Here is a 16,437-nt window from a genome sequence, read left to right as displayed (position 1 = left end):
CACCGCTTCAGCCCAGGAGCGCAAGGCCGGTGGCATACACCACCTGCACCAGCAGCCAGGTCAGGGCCACGATGAGCCAGGACTTCCACTGCACGCGCGGCGTATTCAGCGCGTTCTCGGCCCGGGTGAAGACCACGGCGCAAGCCAGGCCAAAAGCCAGCTGCACCAACACCTGGTAGAGCTTGCGCTGCCACCAGGGCTCGGGGCCCTCCACCACGGGCGAGAAAGCACCCACGGCAAATCCGAAAATCAGCCAGCGCGTCAGGTAGCCCCACCAGCGGGTCCAGGGCCCTGTGCCAACCGGGGGCCAGTGTTCGTCGTGTGGAGTGGTCGAGTGCATACAGGTCAGAGCTTGATGTCGTAGGTAATCCAGGCCGTGCGCGTGGCAATCTTGTCGTAGGCCGAACGGGCGCGGTAATTGTTGTCGGCGGTGATCCAGCGCACCACGCTCCAGTGGTGCTTCTCGGCATGGGCGCGCACAGCGGCTATCAGCTGCGTGCCGGCCTGCGAGCCGCGCGCAGCGGGGTCCACAAACAGGTCATCCAGAAAGCCGCCGGTGCTGGCCGACAGCGGGCGGGCAAAGGCACGGAAGTGCGCCAGGCCCAGGGCTTTGCCCTCTGCATCAAAGGCCATCAGGCATTGGCACTCATGCGCGGGGTCTTGCAACCAGCCCCAGACGCGCTCACGCATCTCGGGCGTCTGCACCACCTGGTAAAAGTCGGCATAGCCCTGGTAAAGGCTGTCCCAGGCGGCGCGGTCAGAGGGTTCTGGAGGGCGAATCGTCAGCATGGATATCCTTGGCGTGCGCTACAAAAAATGGTTGTTGGCACCGAGCCTACCAAATCTGCAGAGGTCTTCAACAAAGCACCCTCAGTCTTCCACAAAGGCCTGGGCGCGCCGCGTCTTCACGGCGGGCAACAGCACCAGCACCAACAACACCAGGGCCACCAGCAGCAGCCCGGCCGAGAGCGGACGCACCACAAACACGCTCCAGTCGCCGCGCGACAGCAGCAAGGCGCGGCGCAGGTTTTCTTCCATCATCGACCCCAGAATAAAACCCATCAGCAGCGGCGCGGGCTCCATGTCCAGTTTGTGGAACACATAACCCACCAGGCCAAAGCCGGCCACCAGCCAGATGTCAAAGATGCTGTGGTTGGTGGTGTAGACGCCTATGGCGCAGAACAGCACGATGGCCGGAAACAGCCAGCGGTAGGGCACGCTCAGCAGCCGGATCCAGATGCCGATCAGCGGCAGGTTCAGCACCACCAGCATCAGGTTGCCAATCCACATGGAGGCGATCAGCCCCCAGAACAGTTCGGGGTTGCTGGTCATGACCTGCGGGCCGGGCTGTATGTTGTGCAGGGTCATGGCACCCACCATCAGCGCCATCACGGCATTGGGCGGAATGCCCAGCGTGAGCAGCGGAATGAACGCGGTCTGCGCCCCGGCGTTGTTGGCCGACTCTGGCGAGGCCACGCCGCGGATATTGCCCTTGCCAAAGGGCACCTCGCCGGGCTTGGGCTTGATCTTCTTCTCCAGCGCATAGGAAGCAAACGAGGCCAGCAAGGCGCCGCCCCCGGGCAGAATGCCCAAGAGCGAGCCCAGGGCCGTGCCGCGCAGCACGGCCGGCGCCATGTCCTTGAAGTCCTGCCGCGTGGGCCACAGGTCTTGCACCTTGGCCGTAAAAACCTGGCGCGCCTGCGCGGGTTGCGCCAGGTTGCTGATGATTTCACCGTAGCCGAACACGCCCATGGCAATGGCCACAAAGCCAATGCCGTCGCTCAGTTCGGGGATGTCAAAGGCAAAGCGCGCCACGCCGGAATTCACATCCGTGCCCACCATCCCCAGCAGCAGGCCCAGCACAACCATGGCAATGGCCTTGAGCAGCGCGCCCGAGGCCAGCACCACCGCGCCTACCAGGCCCAGCACCATGAGCGCAAAGGTTTCGGCCGGCCCGAACTGAAAGGCCAGCTCGGTCAGCACCGGGGCAAAGGCCGCCAGGATCAGAGTGCCCACGCAACCCGCAAAGAACGAGCCCAGGCCGGCTGCTGCCAGCGCGGGCCCGGCCCGGCCCTGGCGCGCCATCTGGTAGCCGTCAATGCAGGTCACCACCGAAGACGATTCACCCGGCAGGTTGACCAGAATGGCCGTGGTGGAGCCGCCGTACTGCGCACCGTAGTAAATGCCGGCCAGCATGATCAGCGCCGACGCAGGCGCCAGCGTGTAGGTGGCGGGCAGCAGCATGGCAATGGTGGCCACCGGCCCGATGCCGGGCAGCACGCCAATCAGTGTGCCCAGCAGGCAACCGATCAGGGCATACAGCAGGTTGATGGGCGTAAAGGCCACACCAAAACCGAGTGCCAGGTGGTTGAGCAGTTCCATGCTGGGCGGCGTTCAGGCGGCCACAAAGGCAGGCCAGACCGCAATTTGCAGCTTGAGCAGGACGATGAAAGTCAGGTAGCTGCCCAGCGCCAGCACCAAGGCCAGCAGCAGGACTTCCTTCCAGCGAAATTCCTGCCCGGCCCGCGCGGCAATCACCACCAGCGCAAAGATAGATGCCACCAGCCCCATGGGCGGCAGGCCCACCGATGCAAGCCCGCCAATCAGCACACCAAACACTACATTGGCCAGCACCACAAAGCCCACCGGCCGCCAGGCCCAGCCACCCATGCGCCCGCCGTCCTCGGTCTCGAACACCAGGGCCTTGAAGACGATGAAGACACCCAGCACCGTCAGCACCGCACCCAGCACCAGCGGAAAGTAGCCCGGCCCCATGCGCGCCGCATTGCCAATGCTGTACCTGGAAGCACCCCAGGCAAAGCTCACGCCGCAGACCATGAACAGCAGGCCGGACAGAAAGTCTTTTTGGTTCTTCAGGTGCATGGCGAAACGTTGGGGCGTTTTGTGGGGTGTCTATTCCATGGGCGGCGTGGAGGCGAGCACTTCGTCCACCACGGTCAGGCCTTCGGCCACGCGCAAGGCACCGGCCAGGCGAAGGGGCCGCATGCCGTCGCTCAGGGCCTGCTTGCGCAGGCCTTCGATGGAGGGCTCCTTGGTGACACGGGCCTTGAAGGCGTCGGTTACTTCCAGCAGTTCGTACAGGCCCATGCGGCCCATGAAACCGGTCATGCGGCAGTCCACACAGCCCACGGCCTTGTAGGGCTTGTAGCCGCCATTGATCTGCCAGGGCTTGACGATCTCGCCCAGCTTTTCGCGCGTGGCTTCCTCGTCACGCACCTTGCACTTGGGGCACAGGGTGCGCACCAGGCGCTGCGCCAGCACGCCCAGCAAGGTGGCATTGATCAGGTAGGACGGAATGCCCAGCTCCAGCAGGCGCGTGACGGCCGAGGGCGCATCATTGGTGTGCAGGGTGGAGAACACCAGGTGGCCGGTGAGGGCCGACTGCACCGCCATCTCGGCGGTTTCCAGGTCGCGAATTTCGCCCACCATGATGATGTCCGGGTCCTGGCGCATGAGGGCGCGCAGGCCTTGCGGAAAACCAAAGTCCAGCTGCGGCTGCACCTGGGTCTGGTTGAAGGAAGGCTCGATCATTTCAATCGGGTCTTCCACCGTGCTGACGTTGAGCTCTTCGGTGGCCACGCGCTTCAAGGTGGAGTACAGCGTGGTGGTCTTGCCCGAGCCGGTGGGGCCGGTCACCAGGATGATGCCGTGCGGGCGCTTGACCAGGGACTCCCAGCGCGTGGCGTCATGGCTGGAGAAGCCCAGGGCGTCCAGGTCCTTGACCGCGTTGTCGGGGTCAAAAATCCGCATCACCATCTTTTCGCCAAAGGCCGTGGGCAGGGTGGAGATGCGCATTTCCACCTCGTCGCCGCGCGGGTTGCGGGTCTTGATGCGGCCGTCCTGCGGGCGGCGGCGCTCGATCACGTCCATGCGGCCCAGCAGCTTGATGCGCGCGCACATGGCACTGAGCACCCCCATGGGCATCTGGTAGACCGGGTGCAGCACGCCGTCGATGCGAAAGCGGATCACGCCCTGCTCGCGCCGGGGCTCCAGATGGATGTCGCTGGCGCGCTGGTCAAAGGCGTATTGCCACAGCCAGTCCACCACCTGCACCACGCCCTGGTCATTGGCGTCGAGCTGCTTGTTGGTGCGGCCCAGCTCCACCAGTTGCTCAAAGCTGGCGCCGCCGTTATTGCCCGACTTGTTGGCCGCGCGCACCGACTTGGCCAGCGCATAGAACTCGGCCGTATAGCGGTGGATCTCCTGCGGGTTGGCCAACACGCGGCGCACCGTGCGGCGCGACTGGCGCTCCACCTCGGACACCCAGTCGGTGACGAAGGGCTCGGCCGTGGCCACGGTGATTTCCAGGGGCAGCACCGTCACCGGCAGGATCTTGTGGCGCTCGGCATAGACGGCGCCCATGGAGTCGGCCACCTTGCCCACGTCCACCTTGAGCGGATCGATGCGCAGGTAGTTCATCCCGCAGCGACTGGCCAGCCACTGCACCAGCAGCTCCATGTCCAGAGGCTTCTGGTCACTGGCACGGCGCATGGACACACTGGCCAGGCGCACCAGCGGGTGTTGCGCGCTCTCGGCCACCGAGCAGCGGGCCACTGTGCGCGCAGCCTCTTCCTCGGAGATCACGCCATCGCGCTGCAGCCACTGCACCAGCTTGCGCCACTCCAGCGGGCCTACATGCCTGGGCGCGGGGGCGACGGCTGGCGCCGGGGTCTGGCCTGGAGTTGCTGGTGTGCTCATGGTTGTACCGGTTTAAAGGCGCGCACCCATTTTTCAGCGGGCAGGCCCCACTCGCTGCTGATGATGGCAGCGCGCTCGGCCAGCAGGCTGCTCTTGGGACGCGAAGCCGTGCGCTGCGCCAGCACCACGGTGTTGCCTTCGCGCGTGGCCTTGAAGGCCCAGATGGCATCCATGCCAAAGGCGGCGGCTATTTTGTCCACACTCTTCTGGAAGCTCGACGAACGCCCAAACAGGTTCACCGTCATGCTGCCCTCTTCCGTCAGGGTGGCGCGGCAGTCGGCATAAAAATCGGGGCTGTCGAGCACGGGCGCTGCAGCCTCTTCGTCGTACAGGTCCACCTGCAGCAGGTCCACCGCGCCGAGCCAGCGCGGCTTCTTGATTTCCTGCGCCGCATCGGCCAGCACCACCTGCATGCGCGGGTTGTCGGCACCCAGGTTGAACCAGCCCTTGCAGGCATGCAGCACCTGCGGGTTGAGCTCGATGGCGGTAGTGTTCCTGGCGCGCAAGACCTTGTGGCAAAACTTGGTGAGGGACGCCGCGCCCAGACCCAGCTGCAGGGCCTGGCGCTCGGGCACGCTGGCGGGGTCCAGGAACAGCAGCCCCGCCATCATGCGCTGGATGTACTCATGCACCAGCACATAGGGCGCGTCCACCAGCATGGAGCCCTGTATCCATTCGCTGCCCAGGTGAAGGTGACGGATGGGGCCTTCTTCCGAGAAATTGACTTCGGGGTGGTGGGTTGCTTCTTTAATTGCCATGGGGATTTATACCAGCATGGCGGCACAGCATAGGCAGTGGCAAGCGTGGGGGCCTGGTTTCCCCGCCGGGCCGCCCCAAGGGGAAGCGTGCCCCCTTGGGGCTGAGGCCTGCGGCTCACGGTCTGCCAGCGCAGACCGGGACAGGCCGAAGAGCAGCATGCCTCTGGCATCGACACGACCAGCGCAGCACAGGCGCCAGGCGCTGTGCGCCTGCCTGGGCAGTGGCAAGCGTGGGGGCCAGATCACATCAGCGCGCCGGACTTCTCGCCACGCTCGTAGACCACATGGGCGCGCCCCACGATCAGGGGGTCAAGCTTGCCCACCTGCGACAGGTCCTTGTTGCCATAGGCCAGCTTGTGCAGCACGTAGCGCATGGCGTTCAGGCGCGCGCGCTTCTTGCAGTCGCTCTTGATGACGGTCCAGGGCGCATCGGCCGTGTCGGTGTCGAAGAACATGGCCTCCTTGGCGCGGGTGTAATCTTCCCACTTGTCCAGCGAGGCCAGATCGATGGGGCTGAGCTTCCACTGCTTGAGCGGGTGGCCCTCGCGCTCCTTGAAGCGGCGACGCTGCTCCTTGCGGCTGACGCTGAACCAGAACTTGATGACGTGCACGCCGCTGCGCACCAGGTGGCGCTCGAAGTCGGGGGCCTGCTTCATGAACTCGGCGTATTCGGCATCGCTGCAAAAGCCCATGACGCGCTCCACCCCGGCGCGGTTGTACCAGCTGCGGTCGAACATCACGATCTCGCCACGCGTGGGCAGGTGCTGCACATAGCGCTGGAAGTACCACTGGCCCTGCTCGGTCTCGGAGGGTTTTTCCAGGGCCACCACGCGCGCGCCGCGAGGATTCAGGTGTTCCATGAAGCGCTTGATGGCACCACCCTTGCCCGCCGAGTCGCGGCCCTCAAACAGGATCACCACGCGCTGGCCGGTGTCCTTCACCCAGGCCTGCAGCTTGAGCAGCTCGCATTGCAGGCGGAATTTCTCTTTTTCGTAAACGCTGCGGCGCAACAGGTTTTTGTAGGGGTAGGCACCCTCGCGCCAGTCGGGCGCCAGGATTTCGTCGGGGTTCTCTTTTTCGGGTGCCGGTTCGCGCTGCAGCATGGCCGCGCGCAGCACGCGCCGGTCGTCGGGCGAGGCGCCATCCATCAGGGCGCGCAGGGATTTTGCGCGCTGCTGCGTGGTCACTGCCACTCCGTGGGCCGTTGGTGCCAGCAGCGACAGGGCCGCTTCGACCTGGCTGTCCTGGGCAGCGAGGGTAGCCTGCTCGGCACTGAATTTTTCCAGCGGGCGCTTGCGGGTGGAGGGGGCGCGGTCGCCGCGGGCTGCGGCACGCACCTCGGTCAGGGCGGGCTTCTTGGCGGCTGCAGGGGCCGTCTTGGTTACGGTGGCTTTTTTCATGTGCAAACTCCGGGTGCCTGGCATGGATGGAAGCACCATCTTAGTCCGCCAGACCTGTCCTTCCAAGCACCTGAATCAGGCAGCAGGATCAAGGCCTGCGCAGAGGGGACTTCAGACCATCAAGGCATTCAACTTGGGCAAGGCCGCACAGGTATTGGCGCGCGTAGCCGCAGCCAGATCAGACAACGCCAGGCCGCGCAGCTGTGCCACCACTTCCGCAATGCGCGGCAGCTCGCCCGGCGTGTTGCGCCCCTGCGCCACACCCGTGCTGCGCTGTTCGGCCGTGGTGTAGAGCCAGTGCGGCGGGATGTCCGGGGCGTCGGTCTCCAGTACCAGGGCGTCCAGCGGCAGGCTGGAGACCAGACGGCGCAATTGCAGGGCGCGCTCAAAGGTCACAGCGCCACCAAAGCCCAGCTTGAAGCCCTGTTTGAGGAACTCTGCGGCCTGCACCTCACTGCCATTGAAGGCATGGGCAATGCCACAGAGGGGCTTGTCGCCACTGAAATCCCGCAGGTGCTTGAGCAGCTTGTCGACCGAGCGCCGCACATGCAGCACCACCGGCAGGCCGTGCTGACGCGCGAGCCGGAGTTGGGCGCGGTAGAAATACTCCTGCTTCTCGAGCAACGGGCTTTGGCTGAGCGCGGGCACAAAGTAGTCCAGCCCGATTTCGCCCACGGCCACCAGGCGCGGGTCGTCGTGGTGCTGCGTGAGCTGCGCGTCCAGCGTGGCCAGGTCGTCTTCGCTGGCCTGCCCCACATAGAGGGGATGGATGCCCAGGCAATAGCTGTCCCGGGTGCTGTGGGCCAGCAGGCGCACGGCCTCGAAGTTGGCCACGTGCACGGCCGGGATCACGCAGTGCGCTACGCCCTGCGCACGGGCCTGCGCGCGCACCGGCAGCACGTCGCCACCGAACTCGAAGGCGTCCAGATGGCAATGGCTGTCAATCCACTGCATGGCGGGGATTCTCAGGTGAGGGCTCGCAGCTGGCCCTGCACCAGGGTCATTTGCCGCTTGCAGCGCGAGGCCAGGGCGGTGTCATGCGTGACCAGCACAAAGGCCGTGCCGTGGGCCTGCGCCAACTCCAGCATCAGGGCGAACACGCCGTCTGCGGTGGATCGGTCCAGATTGCCGGTGGGCTCATCGGCCAGCACACAGTCAGGCCGCGTGACCAGGGCACGGGCAATCGCCACGCGCTGGCGCTCACCACCCGAGAGCTCCGCGGGACGGTGCAGCATGCGCTCCGAGAGGCCTACTTTGGCCAGCATGTCGGAGGCGGCTTGCACAGCTTCAGAGCGCGGCACACGGCGAATGGTCAGGGGCATGGCCACGTTGTCCAGGGCACTGAACTCGGGCAGCAAATGGTGGAACTGGTAGACAAAGCCCAGGTGCCGGTTGCGCAGGCGGCCCTGCTCGGCCGCACTCAAGGCGGCCATGGACGCGCCGCACAGGGTAACGCTGCCGCTGCTGGGGGCATCGAGCCCGCCCAGCAAATGCAGCAAGGTGCTTTTGCCCGAACCCGAGGCGCCCACGATGGCCAGCGTCTCGCCGCGCTGCACATCGAGGTCCACGCCTTGCAGCACGGTCACATCCAGGCGGCCCTCATGGAAGCGCTTGGTGAGGCCGCGGCAGGTGAGTATGGGTCCACCGGCGCCGGGGACAATGATTTCACTCATAGCGCAGCGCCTCCGCCGGGTTGATGCGACTGGCGCGCCAGCTGGGATACAGCGTGGCCACAAAGGCCAGCACCAGGGCGATGACGCCGATGGGCAGGATATCGCTCGTCTGCGGATCACTGGGCATGCGGCTGATCAGGTAGATGTCCTTGGGCAAGAAGGTGGCGCCCAGCAGCTGTTCCAGCGCGGGCACGATGACATCGATGTTGAAGGCAATGCCCAGGCCCAGAAGCAGGCCCGCCAAGGTGCCGATCACGCCGACCATGGCGCCCTGCACCACGAAGATGCCCATGATGCTGCCCGGGCTCGCACCCAGCGTGCGCAGAATGGCAATGTCAGCGCGCTTGTCCGTCACCGTCATCACCAGGGTGCTGACCAGGTTGAAGGCAGCCACCGCCACGATCAAGGTCAGGATGATGAACATCATGCGTTTTTCCACCTGCACTGCGGCAAACCAGGTCCGGTTTTGCTGCGTCCAGTCGCGGATATAGAGTGCGCCGGTCAGGCTGCGGCTCAGCTCGGAGGCCACACTGCGCGCCTGCTGCAGGTCTTTGAGTTTCAGGCGCACGCCGGTGGGGCCTTCCAGGCGGAAGATGCGCGCGGCGTCCTGCCAGTGCAGCATCACCAGGGCCGAGTCGTATTCATAGTGGCCGGAGTCAAATGTGCCCACCACCGTCATCTGTTTGAGGCGCGGCACCACACCGGCCGGTGAGACTTCGCCGCTGGGGGCGACCAGGGTCACGCGGTCCCCGGCGCGCACGCCCAGCGAGCGCGCCAGTTCGGCGCCCAGCACCACACCGAATTCACCGGCCTTCAGCTGGCCCAGCACCGCTGCCTGCGCGCCACCGGCCAGATCCGTCACCTCATGTTCCAGCGCCGGGTCAATACCGCGCACCATCACGCCCTTCATGTCCTCGCCGCGCGCCAGCAGGGCCTGCGCGGCAATAAACGGGGCCGCACCAATCACCTGCGGGTTGGCGCGGACCTCCAGCAGGGTGGTGGCCAGGTCCGGCAGGGCCGCACCGCCCTGGGCATAGACCTCGATGTGCGAGACCACGCTGAGCATGCGGTCACGCACTTCCTTCTGGAAGCCGTTCATCACGCTGAGCACAATGATGAGCGCGGCCACGCCCAGGGCAATGCCCAGCATGGAGACGCCGGAGATAAAGGAGATAAAGCCGTTGCGCCGGGTGGCCCGGCCCGCGCGGGTGTAGCGCCAGCCCACCAGCAGTTCGTAGGGAATTTGTTTCACGGGGGGATTGTGGCATTACGTACCGGCCCTGAAGGTGTGCCTGCGAAGCACCCGGCAAGTTGCACGGACAATACACACCCATGCCCACCCTGATTACCTACGCCAAACCCCTGGGCCCGCAATGCCAGCAGGCCTTGTCCCCACTGCAGTTGCCACAGCTCGATGCCCTGTTACGCCTGCTCACACCGGGGCTGCGTTCGACCTGCGAAGAAGACACGCTGTCCCCCTTGCATGAGATGCTGGCAGCGCGTGCCATGGGCCTGACACCACAGGACGGCGTACTGCCCTGGGCCGCCTTGCAGGCACAGGCCTTGCGGTTACCAGCGCCCACCACAGGCGACGACTGGGCCTGGCTCACACCCTGCCACTGGCAGGTCAATGCCGACCACGTACGCATGGCCGACCCCGCGGACACCCAGATCAGCGACGACGAGTCGCGCCAGGTGATGGAGGCCCTGCGCGCCTTTCTGGCCGAAGACGGCATTGCGCTGCACGGCCTGCACGGCGGCAACTGGCTGGCCACGGGTGCGGCCTTCAAGGACTTGCCCACAGCCTCTTTGGCACGGGCTTCCGGCGGCGCCGTAGACCATTGGCTGCCGCGCCAGGCGCAGGCCCAGCCGCTGCGCCGTTTGCAAAACGAATTGCAGATGCTGCTCTACTCGCACCCCCTGAATGACGCCCGCGCGGCGCGCGGCCTCTTGCCCATTACCTCTTTCTGGGTGAGCGGCACGGGCAGCTTGCCAGCGGACTTCCACGCGTCCAGCGACTGCAAGGTGGTGGAGGTGCTGCGCCAACCCCAGCTGCGCGACGACGCCCCCGCCTGGACGGCGGCCTGGCAGGACCTGGACGCCACCGTCTTCAAACCCTTGCTGGAACAGGCCCGCGCAGGCCAACCTGTAGAGCTCACGCTATGCGGCGAAACTGCCGCCCAAAGTTTTAGTCGGCAGCCGCAAAGCCTGTGGGCGCGTACCCGCCAACGCTTTGCCAAGCCCGACCTCGCGGCCCTGCTGCAAAGCCTCTAAAGAAATATTGAACTGACCATGCACATCACCACCCGCGACGTCCCCCCGCGCTCTGTCTGGACCCTGGAGCAGGCGGGCGTTCACCCCCTGCTGGCGCGCCTGTATGCGGCGCGCGGCGTCACCGGCATGGACGAGCTTGACGAGTCCCTGGCCAAGCTCTTGCCGCCCTCCTCGCTCTTGGGCGCAAGCGAAGCTGCCGTGCTGCTGGCCGATGCCATCGCGCAGGACAAAAAGCTCTGCATCGTGGCCGACTACGACTGCGACGGCGCCACCGCCTGCGCCGTGGCCCTGCGCGGCCTGCGCCTGCTGGGTGCCCGGCATGTGAGTTACCTGGTGCCCGACCGCGTGGTTGACGGCTACGGTCTGACCGCCCCGATTGCCCAGCGTGTGTTTGACAGCGGCGCCGATGTGCTGATCACCGTGGACAACGGCATTGCCAGCATGGACGGCGTGGCGCACGCCAAGAAGCTGGGTCTGCAGGTGCTGGTGACGGACCACCATTTGCCTGCCACGGGCAATGCCGGAGTGGTCGCCCCGCCGCAGGGCCGCCCCAAGGCGGGGACGGCCCCCTCGGGGGGCAGCGAACCACACGCAGTGGGGAGCGTGGGGGTTTTACTTCCCAATGCCGATGTGATCGTCAACCCCAACCAGCCCGGCTGCAGCTTTGCCAGCAAATCCATGGCCGGTGTGGGCGTGATGTTTTATGTGCTGCTGGCGTTGCGCAGCGAGTTACGCAACCGCGGCCTTTTTGATGCCAGCAACCAACCGAAGCTGGACGCCTTGCTGCCCTTGGTTGCCCTGGGCACCGTGGCCGACGTAGTGAAGCTGGACGCCAACAACCGCCGCCTGGTGGCGCAGGGCTTGAAGCGCGTGCGCGCCGGCGCCATGCCTGCCGGTCTGGCAGCACTATTTACCGCAGCCGGCCGCAAGGCCACTGTGGCCACCACCTTTGATTTCGGCTTTGCCCTGGGGCCGCGCATCAACGCCGCCGGCCGCCTGTCGGACATGACCCTGGGTATCGAGTGCCTGCAGACCGATGATGCGGGCCGTGCCGACGAACTGGCCAAGGCGCTGGACGGCATCAACCGCGAACGCCGCGTGATTGAGGGCGACATGCGCGAGCAGGCCATGGACATTGTGGAGTCACTGTTCGACGAGGGGGATGAGCCGCCCCCTGCCATCTGCGTGTTCGACCCGGATTTTCATGAGGGCGTGGTGGGCATCGTGGCCTCGCGCATCAAGGACAAACTGCACCGCCCCTCGTTTGTGTTTGCGGCAAGCCAGGCCCCCGGCAAGGAGCATGAGCTCAAAGGCTCGGGCCGCAGCATCCCCGGCTTTCATTTGCGTGACGCGCTGGACCTGGTGGCCAAGCGTTACCCCGGCGTGCTGTTGCGCTTTGGCGGCCACGCCATGGCCGCAGGCTGCACCATCCATGAAGACGGGCTGGATGCATTTGAAGAGGGCCTGACCCAGGTGGCGCAGGAGTGGCTGGATGCCGCCACGCTTACGCGCCGCCTGGAAACCGATGGCGCACTGGACCCCAAGTACCTGCGCGTGGACCTGGTGGACACCTTGCACAAGGAAGTCTGGGGTCAGGGCTTTGCCCCGCCCACTTTCAGCGAAGAAGTTGAAGTGCTGTCTCAGCGGCTGGTGGGTGAAAAGCATTTGCAACTCAAACTCAAACACCAGGGCCAGCCCGTGGACGGCATCTGGTTCGGCCACACCGAACAACTCCCGGCCCGCGTGAAGCTGGCCTTCCGCCTGGACGCGGAGGAATGGAACGGGGTGCGGAAGGTGAAGTTTTTGGTGGAGGGGGCGGAGGTGTGAGAGCGCAGGCCTCCGGGTTTGACAACACCTGGCCATGGCGGTAGCATTCGTATATCTATTGTGTATGCAAATTAGGAGTACCTCATGCGCGACGCCGCCATCAATTTGCGGGCATTTCCCGAGCAGCGGGACTTGATTGACCACGCGGCCACGCTGCTGGGCAAGAACCGTTCAGACTTCATGCTTGAGGCCGCCTGCGACAAAGCGCAGTCCGTGGTGCTGGACCAGGTTTTTTTCAGCCTGGATGCCGAGAAGTTCCGGCAATTCAACGCATTGCTCGACGCCCCACCGGCGCACAACCCAGGGCTTGAACGACTCATGGCGGTCCGTGCGCCTTGGAAGACCAAGCCGACAAAGGCATGAGTTTGCTGCTCTGCGCTCCAGAGCCTTTGACAGCGTCCCATCGTCTGGAGGAGTTCTCTTGCGGAGAGCCCGCGCTGGACGACTGGCTCAAGCGCCGCGCCATGCTCAACCACCTGAGTGGTGCCAGCCGCACGTTTGTCGTGGCCGACCCAGAGCAACGCGTGTTTGGCTACTATGCCCTGGCGGCCGGTGCTGTCGCGCACCAGTTGGCAACCGGTCCCGTTCGACGCAACATGCCCGACCCTGTTCCGGTCCTGGTGCTGGCTCGCCTGGCCGTTGACACCCAAGCCCAAGGCATACAAGTCGGTGCGGCACTGCTGCAAGATGCCGTCAACCGGGCAGTGGCCGTATCGCAAAACGCAGGGGTCAGAGCCCTGCTGGTCCACGCCATCAGCGAGCGTGCAAAGCAGTTCTACGCAAGCTACGGGTTTCAGGTGTCTCCCGTGCACCCCATGACCTTGATGCTGCGCCTGAGCCCTGGGAAACCCTGACCACCTGCCTGCGCTGTGTGCGGCTCACGGGCTTTCAAAGTCATTCCAAGGCTTGCGCATCAGTCAGGTCCAACACCATGAATACGCTGTACGGGTCTTCCGGATAGTCCGCAAACGGCCCGCATTCCCGAAAGCCGTAGCGTGCATACAGCGCACGTGCCGCAGCGAATGCGGCCACCGGGCCGGTTTCCAGATACAGCTGCTTGTAGTGTCGGTTGCGTGCCACCGCGATGATGTGCTGGAGTATTTTTGCGGCCACGCCTTTGCGCAAATGGCCATCGGCCGTGCGCATGGACTTGAGCTCGGCCTGCTCTGCATTCAACTCTTTGAGCGCGCCGCAGCCCATTAGGACATCGCCCTCCCAGGCCGACCAGAAGGTGATGCCGGGTTGGCGCAGGCCGTCCAGGTCCAGCGCATGCACGCTCTCGGGCGGCGAGTGCTCGAACATGTTTTGCCGGTGCGCTTCCAGCAGCGCAATGGTGGCCGCGCCGCGCAGATCGTCTATGCGTATGTCCATGGCGCTGATGGTATCAATCGGCAATCAGTTCGGCCACGGGCACTGCCACCGCTGCTTCCTCTGACTGCAGATAGCGCGCCACAAACGCCCCCACGCAGCTGGCGGGCAAGTCCATCCACACGGTGTGGCCGCTGCCAGAGGCCACCTGCACGGCCTCGCCGTCGGCGTTTTCCAGGCGCGTGACCTGCACGTCGAAGTTGCCGCTGGGGTGGATGATTTCCAGCCTGTCGCCCACGGCAAATTTGTTGCGGGCATTGACCTGCACCAGACCACGCGCGGCATCGAAGGCCACGGCGTCGCCCACGTACAGGCTGCGGCCGGACTCGGAGTAGCCGCGCAAATAGTTTTGCGTGGCCTCGGGCGTGTGGCGCTGGAAGAAGCCGGAGGTGTAGCCCCGGTTGGCCAGGCCTTCGAGCTGGCCCAGCAGGGCCGGGTCGAGTTCGCGTCCGGCCACGGCATCGTCAATCGCCTTGCGGTAGGCCTGGGCGGTGCGGGCCACGTAGTAGGGGCTTTTGGTGCGGCCCTCGATCTTGAGCGAGTCAATGCCCATAGCCACCAGGCGCTGTACGTGCTCAATGGCGCGCAGGTCGCGCGAATTCATCACATAGGTGCCGTGCTCGTCCTCTTCAATGGGCATGAAGCTGCCGGGGCGTTGGCTTTCTTCGATCAGGTACACACCCTGCGGGTGCTCGCGCTCGCGCGCGGCTTGGGGTGTGAGGATGTCGCCGGATGCGTCTTCCACACCGGCCTGGGTCTTGTAGTCCCAGCGGCAGGAGTTGGTGCAGCTGCCCTGGTTGGCATCGCGGTGGTTGAAGTAGCCCGAGAGCAAGCAGCGCCCCGAATAGGCAATGCACAGCGCGCCGTGCACAAACACCTCCAGTTCGGTGTCCGGGCATTCCTGGCGGATGTGGGCCACCTGGTCCAGCGAGAGCTCGCGCGAGAGGATGACGCGGGCAATGCCGACACTCTTCCAGAATTTCACCGCCGCCGAATTGACGGTGTTGGCCTGCACCGAGAGGTGGATTTCCATCTCGGGCCAGGCTTCGCGGGCCATCATGATGAGTCCCGGATCGGACATGATCATGGCGTCGGGTTTGAGCGCGATCACCGGGCTCATATTGGCCACATAGCTCTTGAGCTTGTTGTCGTGCGGATAGATGTTGGACACCAGATAGAACCTGTGGCCCAGCCCGTGGGCGCGCTCAATACCCTGCTGCAGGGCGGCCAGTTCGCCAAAGTCGTTGTTGCGCACGCGCAGCGAGTAGCGCGGCTGGCCGGCATAGACGGCGGTGGCGCCAAAGGCAAAGGCTGTCTCCAGCATGCTGAGGGAGCCGGCCGGGGCCAGCAGTTCGGGGGTCTTGGGTTGCATGGCGCGCATTATCCCGGGACGCTTCCGGGGTGAAAATGCGCTGGGTCAAAATGTGCTGCAACAGGCAACGCCCTTCACCACGCTCACGAACAAGGTACCTCCGATGCAAAAAAATCTGACCATCCTGACCGGCGCCTCCCGCGGCATGGGACTGGCCATGGCACAACAACTATTGGCCCCCGATGCCTTATTGTTGTGCATCTCGCGCCAGACCAACGCAGCGCTGCAACAGCAGGCCGCAGACCGCGGCGCGGAGCTGCTGCAGTGGCAGGCCGACCTGAGCGTGCCCGAGCCCGTGGCAGAGCGCCTGCGGGATTGGCTGGGTGCGCTCAAGCCAGAAGAACTGGCCAGCGCCACCCTGATCAACAACGCCGGTGTGATCTCCGCGCTCACGCCCCTGCGCGTGGCCGATGCAAGCGATCTGGCACGCGCCCTGCGCGTTGGGTTGGAGGCGCCCATGCTGCTGAGCGCCGCCTTTCTGGCGTCAACCCAAAGCTGGACACAGGTGCCGCGCAAGGTGCTGAATATTTCCTCCGGCCTGGGCCGTCGCGCCATGGCATCGAGTGCCAGCTATTGCGCGGCCAAGGCCGGCATGGACCACTTCACGCGCTGCCTGGCGCTGGAAGAGGCGCTGCTGCCGCACGGTGCACGCGTTTGCTCGCTCGCCCCCGGCGTGATTGATACCGACATGCAAGTGCAACTGCGCAGCGCCGATGTCACGCTGTTCCCCGACCAGGGCGGGTTTGCCGCACTCAAAGACAAAGGGCAGCTCACCAGCCCGACGGACGCAGCCCAACGCTTGCTGGCTTTTTTGAACCGGAGCGACTTTGGCGCCGAGCCGGTGGCAGACGTGCGATCTTGAAGCACGGCGCGGCAGCAGCAGACTGAGCCGCTGCTTGCTGCATGCTTGCGCCTGAAGAATGGACGCAAGCACCGCCATCCTGAGGCAACCGACAAGTTGGATCGCAAGGACCTGAAAAAACTTTTTTCAGAACGGGAAACTTTTTCCGTAAGTTTCCGCATGCCGGCCCGACTACTGAGAGCAA

General features: G+C 65.0%; 17 protein-coding genes. 5 read left to right on the top strand and 12 right to left on the bottom strand.

What is annotated here, in order from left to right; translation table 11 throughout:
* Positions 1-7: 7 nt before the first annotated feature.
* The 10 genes from DIC66_RS05770 to DIC66_RS05725 all read right to left on the bottom strand — a co-directional run bounded on the left by DIC66_RS05770 (position 8) and on the right by DIC66_RS05725 (position 9,802).
* Positions 8-340, bottom strand: coding sequence for a hypothetical protein (locus DIC66_RS05770; protein WP_117174928.1), 333 nt, complete (start codon positions 338-340; stop codon positions 8-10).
* Between the two features lie 5 nt (positions 341-345).
* Positions 346-789 carry a GNAT family N-acetyltransferase gene (locus DIC66_RS05765; protein WP_117174926.1) on the bottom strand — a complete coding sequence of 148 codons (444 nt, stop codon included), beginning with the start codon at positions 787-789 and terminating at the stop codon, positions 346-348.
* A gap of 81 nt (positions 790-870) precedes the next feature.
* A complete protein-coding gene (locus DIC66_RS05760) occupies positions 871-2,382 on the bottom strand; it encodes a tripartite tricarboxylate transporter permease (protein WP_117174924.1) in 1,512 nt (503 codons plus the stop codon).
* Positions 2,383-2,394: 12 nt separating this feature from the next.
* Positions 2,395-2,883: a tripartite tricarboxylate transporter TctB family protein gene (locus DIC66_RS05755; RefSeq protein WP_117174922.1), complete on the bottom strand. Its 489-nt coding sequence runs from the start codon at positions 2,881-2,883 to the stop codon at positions 2,395-2,397.
* A 30-nt stretch (positions 2,884-2,913) separates the two neighbouring features.
* Positions 2,914-4,719, bottom strand: coding sequence for a type IV pilus assembly ATPase TfpB (gene tfpB, locus DIC66_RS05750; RefSeq protein WP_117174921.1), 1,806 nt, complete (start codon positions 4,717-4,719; stop codon positions 2,914-2,916).
* Entirely contained in the window at positions 4,716-5,477 is a 762-nt protein-coding gene (locus tag DIC66_RS05745; RefSeq protein ID WP_117174919.1) for a class I SAM-dependent methyltransferase, read from the bottom strand. Before DIC66_RS05745 ends, tfpB begins: the two co-directional genes overlap by 4 nt.
* Positions 5,478-5,719: 242 nt before the next feature.
* On the bottom strand, positions 5,720-6,877 hold the full coding sequence (gene ppk2 / locus DIC66_RS05740) for a polyphosphate kinase 2 (RefSeq protein WP_117174917.1): 1,158 nt from the start codon (positions 6,875-6,877) through the stop codon (positions 5,720-5,722).
* Between the two features lie 111 nt (positions 6,878-6,988).
* Positions 6,989-7,831 carry a TatD family hydrolase gene (locus DIC66_RS05735; protein WP_117174915.1) on the bottom strand — a complete coding sequence of 281 codons (843 nt, stop codon included), beginning with the start codon at positions 7,829-7,831 and terminating at the stop codon, positions 6,989-6,991.
* 11 nt (positions 7,832-7,842) lie between these two features.
* Entirely contained in the window at positions 7,843-8,550 is a 708-nt protein-coding gene (gene lolD, locus DIC66_RS05730; protein ID WP_117174913.1) for a lipoprotein-releasing ABC transporter ATP-binding protein LolD, read from the bottom strand.
* Entirely contained in the window at positions 8,543-9,802 is a 1,260-nt protein-coding gene (locus DIC66_RS05725) for a lipoprotein-releasing ABC transporter permease subunit (protein ID WP_117174911.1), read from the bottom strand. The genes lolD and DIC66_RS05725 overlap by 8 nt, the downstream gene beginning before the upstream one ends.
* 80 nt (positions 9,803-9,882) lie before the next feature.
* Here DIC66_RS05725 and DIC66_RS05720 point away from each other — a divergent pair, with 80 nt between their 5' ends.
* The 4 genes from DIC66_RS05720 (at position 9,883) to DIC66_RS05705 (ending at position 13,505) form a co-directional block, all read left to right on the top strand.
* Complete coding sequence (locus DIC66_RS05720) at positions 9,883-10,824, top strand: hypothetical protein (RefSeq protein ID WP_117174909.1); 942 nt, start codon at positions 9,883-9,885, stop codon at positions 10,822-10,824.
* A gap of 18 nt (positions 10,825-10,842) precedes the next feature.
* Positions 10,843-12,651 carry a single-stranded-DNA-specific exonuclease RecJ gene (locus tag DIC66_RS05715; protein WP_117174907.1) on the top strand — a complete coding sequence of 603 codons (1,809 nt, stop codon included), beginning with the start codon at positions 10,843-10,845 and terminating at the stop codon, positions 12,649-12,651.
* Positions 12,652-12,735: 84 nt separating this feature from the next.
* Positions 12,736-13,014, top strand: coding sequence for a type II toxin-antitoxin system TacA family antitoxin (locus DIC66_RS05710; RefSeq protein ID WP_117174905.1), 279 nt, complete (start codon positions 12,736-12,738; stop codon positions 13,012-13,014).
* Positions 13,011-13,505, top strand: a complete 495-nt coding sequence (locus tag DIC66_RS05705) for a GNAT family N-acetyltransferase (protein ID WP_117175123.1) — start codon at positions 13,011-13,013, stop codon at positions 13,503-13,505. Before DIC66_RS05710 ends, DIC66_RS05705 begins: the two co-directional genes overlap by 4 nt.
* A 40-nt stretch (positions 13,506-13,545) precedes the next feature.
* Here DIC66_RS05705 and DIC66_RS05700 read toward each other — a convergent pair whose 3' ends face one another.
* Together DIC66_RS05700 and trhP are read right to left on the bottom strand one after the other, a co-directional pair.
* Entirely contained in the window at positions 13,546-14,046 is a 501-nt protein-coding gene (locus tag DIC66_RS05700; protein ID WP_338052478.1) for a GNAT family N-acetyltransferase, read from the bottom strand.
* Positions 14,036-15,391, bottom strand: a complete 1,356-nt coding sequence (gene trhP / locus DIC66_RS05695; protein ID WP_117174901.1) for a prephenate-dependent tRNA uridine(34) hydroxylase TrhP — start codon at positions 15,389-15,391, stop codon at positions 14,036-14,038. Before trhP ends, DIC66_RS05700 begins: the two co-directional genes overlap by 11 nt.
* Positions 15,392-15,494: 103 nt before the next feature.
* On the opposite strand from trhP, the gene DIC66_RS05690 reads away from it, so the two are divergent.
* A complete protein-coding gene (locus DIC66_RS05690) occupies positions 15,495-16,253 on the top strand; it encodes an SDR family NAD(P)-dependent oxidoreductase (protein ID WP_117175121.1) in 759 nt (252 codons plus the stop codon).
* Positions 16,254-16,437 lie beyond the last annotated feature (184 nt).

Source organism: Rhodoferax lacus (assembly GCF_003415675.1).
Classification (GTDB): domain Bacteria; phylum Pseudomonadota; class Gammaproteobacteria; order Burkholderiales; family Burkholderiaceae_C; genus Allorhodoferax; species Allorhodoferax lacus.
Note: the sequence above shows the minus strand (reverse complement) of the source record. Positions and strands in the feature narration are given on the sequence as shown.

Coding starts and splice junctions, on each gene's coding strand:
- DIC66_RS05755 (WP_117174922.1), bottom strand. CDS start 2,883: ATGCACCTGAAGAACCAAAAAGACTTTCTGTCCGGCCTGCTGTTCATG.
- DIC66_RS05765 (WP_117174926.1), bottom strand. CDS start 789: ATGCTGACGATTCGCCCTCCAGAACCCTCTGACCGCGCCGCCTGGGAC.
- DIC66_RS05735 (WP_117174915.1), bottom strand. CDS start 7,831: ATGCAGTGGATTGACAGCCATTGCCATCTGGACGCCTTCGAGTTCGGT.
- DIC66_RS05760 (WP_117174924.1), bottom strand. CDS start 2,382: ATGGAACTGCTCAACCACCTGGCACTCGGTTTTGGTGTGGCCTTTACG.
- DIC66_RS05770 (WP_117174928.1), bottom strand. CDS start 340: ATGCACTCGACCACTCCACACGACGAACACTGGCCCCCGGTTGGCACA.
- DIC66_RS05745 (WP_117174919.1), bottom strand. CDS start 5,477: ATGGCAATTAAAGAAGCAACCCACCACCCCGAAGTCAATTTCTCGGAA.
- DIC66_RS05710 (WP_117174905.1), top strand. CDS start 12,736: ATGCGCGACGCCGCCATCAATTTGCGGGCATTTCCCGAGCAGCGGGAC.
- ppk2 (WP_117174917.1), bottom strand. CDS start 6,877: ATGAAAAAAGCCACCGTAACCAAGACGGCCCCTGCAGCCGCCAAGAAG.
- lolD (WP_117174913.1), bottom strand. CDS start 8,550: ATGAGTGAAATCATTGTCCCCGGCGCCGGTGGACCCATACTCACCTGC.
- DIC66_RS05705 (WP_117175123.1), top strand. CDS start 13,011: ATGAGTTTGCTGCTCTGCGCTCCAGAGCCTTTGACAGCGTCCCATCGT.
- DIC66_RS05715 (WP_117174907.1), top strand. CDS start 10,843: ATGCACATCACCACCCGCGACGTCCCCCCGCGCTCTGTCTGGACCCTG.
- DIC66_RS05720 (WP_117174909.1), top strand. CDS start 9,883: ATGCCCACCCTGATTACCTACGCCAAACCCCTGGGCCCGCAATGCCAG.
- trhP (WP_117174901.1), bottom strand. CDS start 15,391: ATGCAACCCAAGACCCCCGAACTGCTGGCCCCGGCCGGCTCCCTCAGC.
- tfpB (WP_117174921.1), bottom strand. CDS start 4,719: ATGAGCACACCAGCAACTCCAGGCCAGACCCCGGCGCCAGCCGTCGCC.
- DIC66_RS05690 (WP_117175121.1), top strand. CDS start 15,495: ATGCAAAAAAATCTGACCATCCTGACCGGCGCCTCCCGCGGCATGGGA.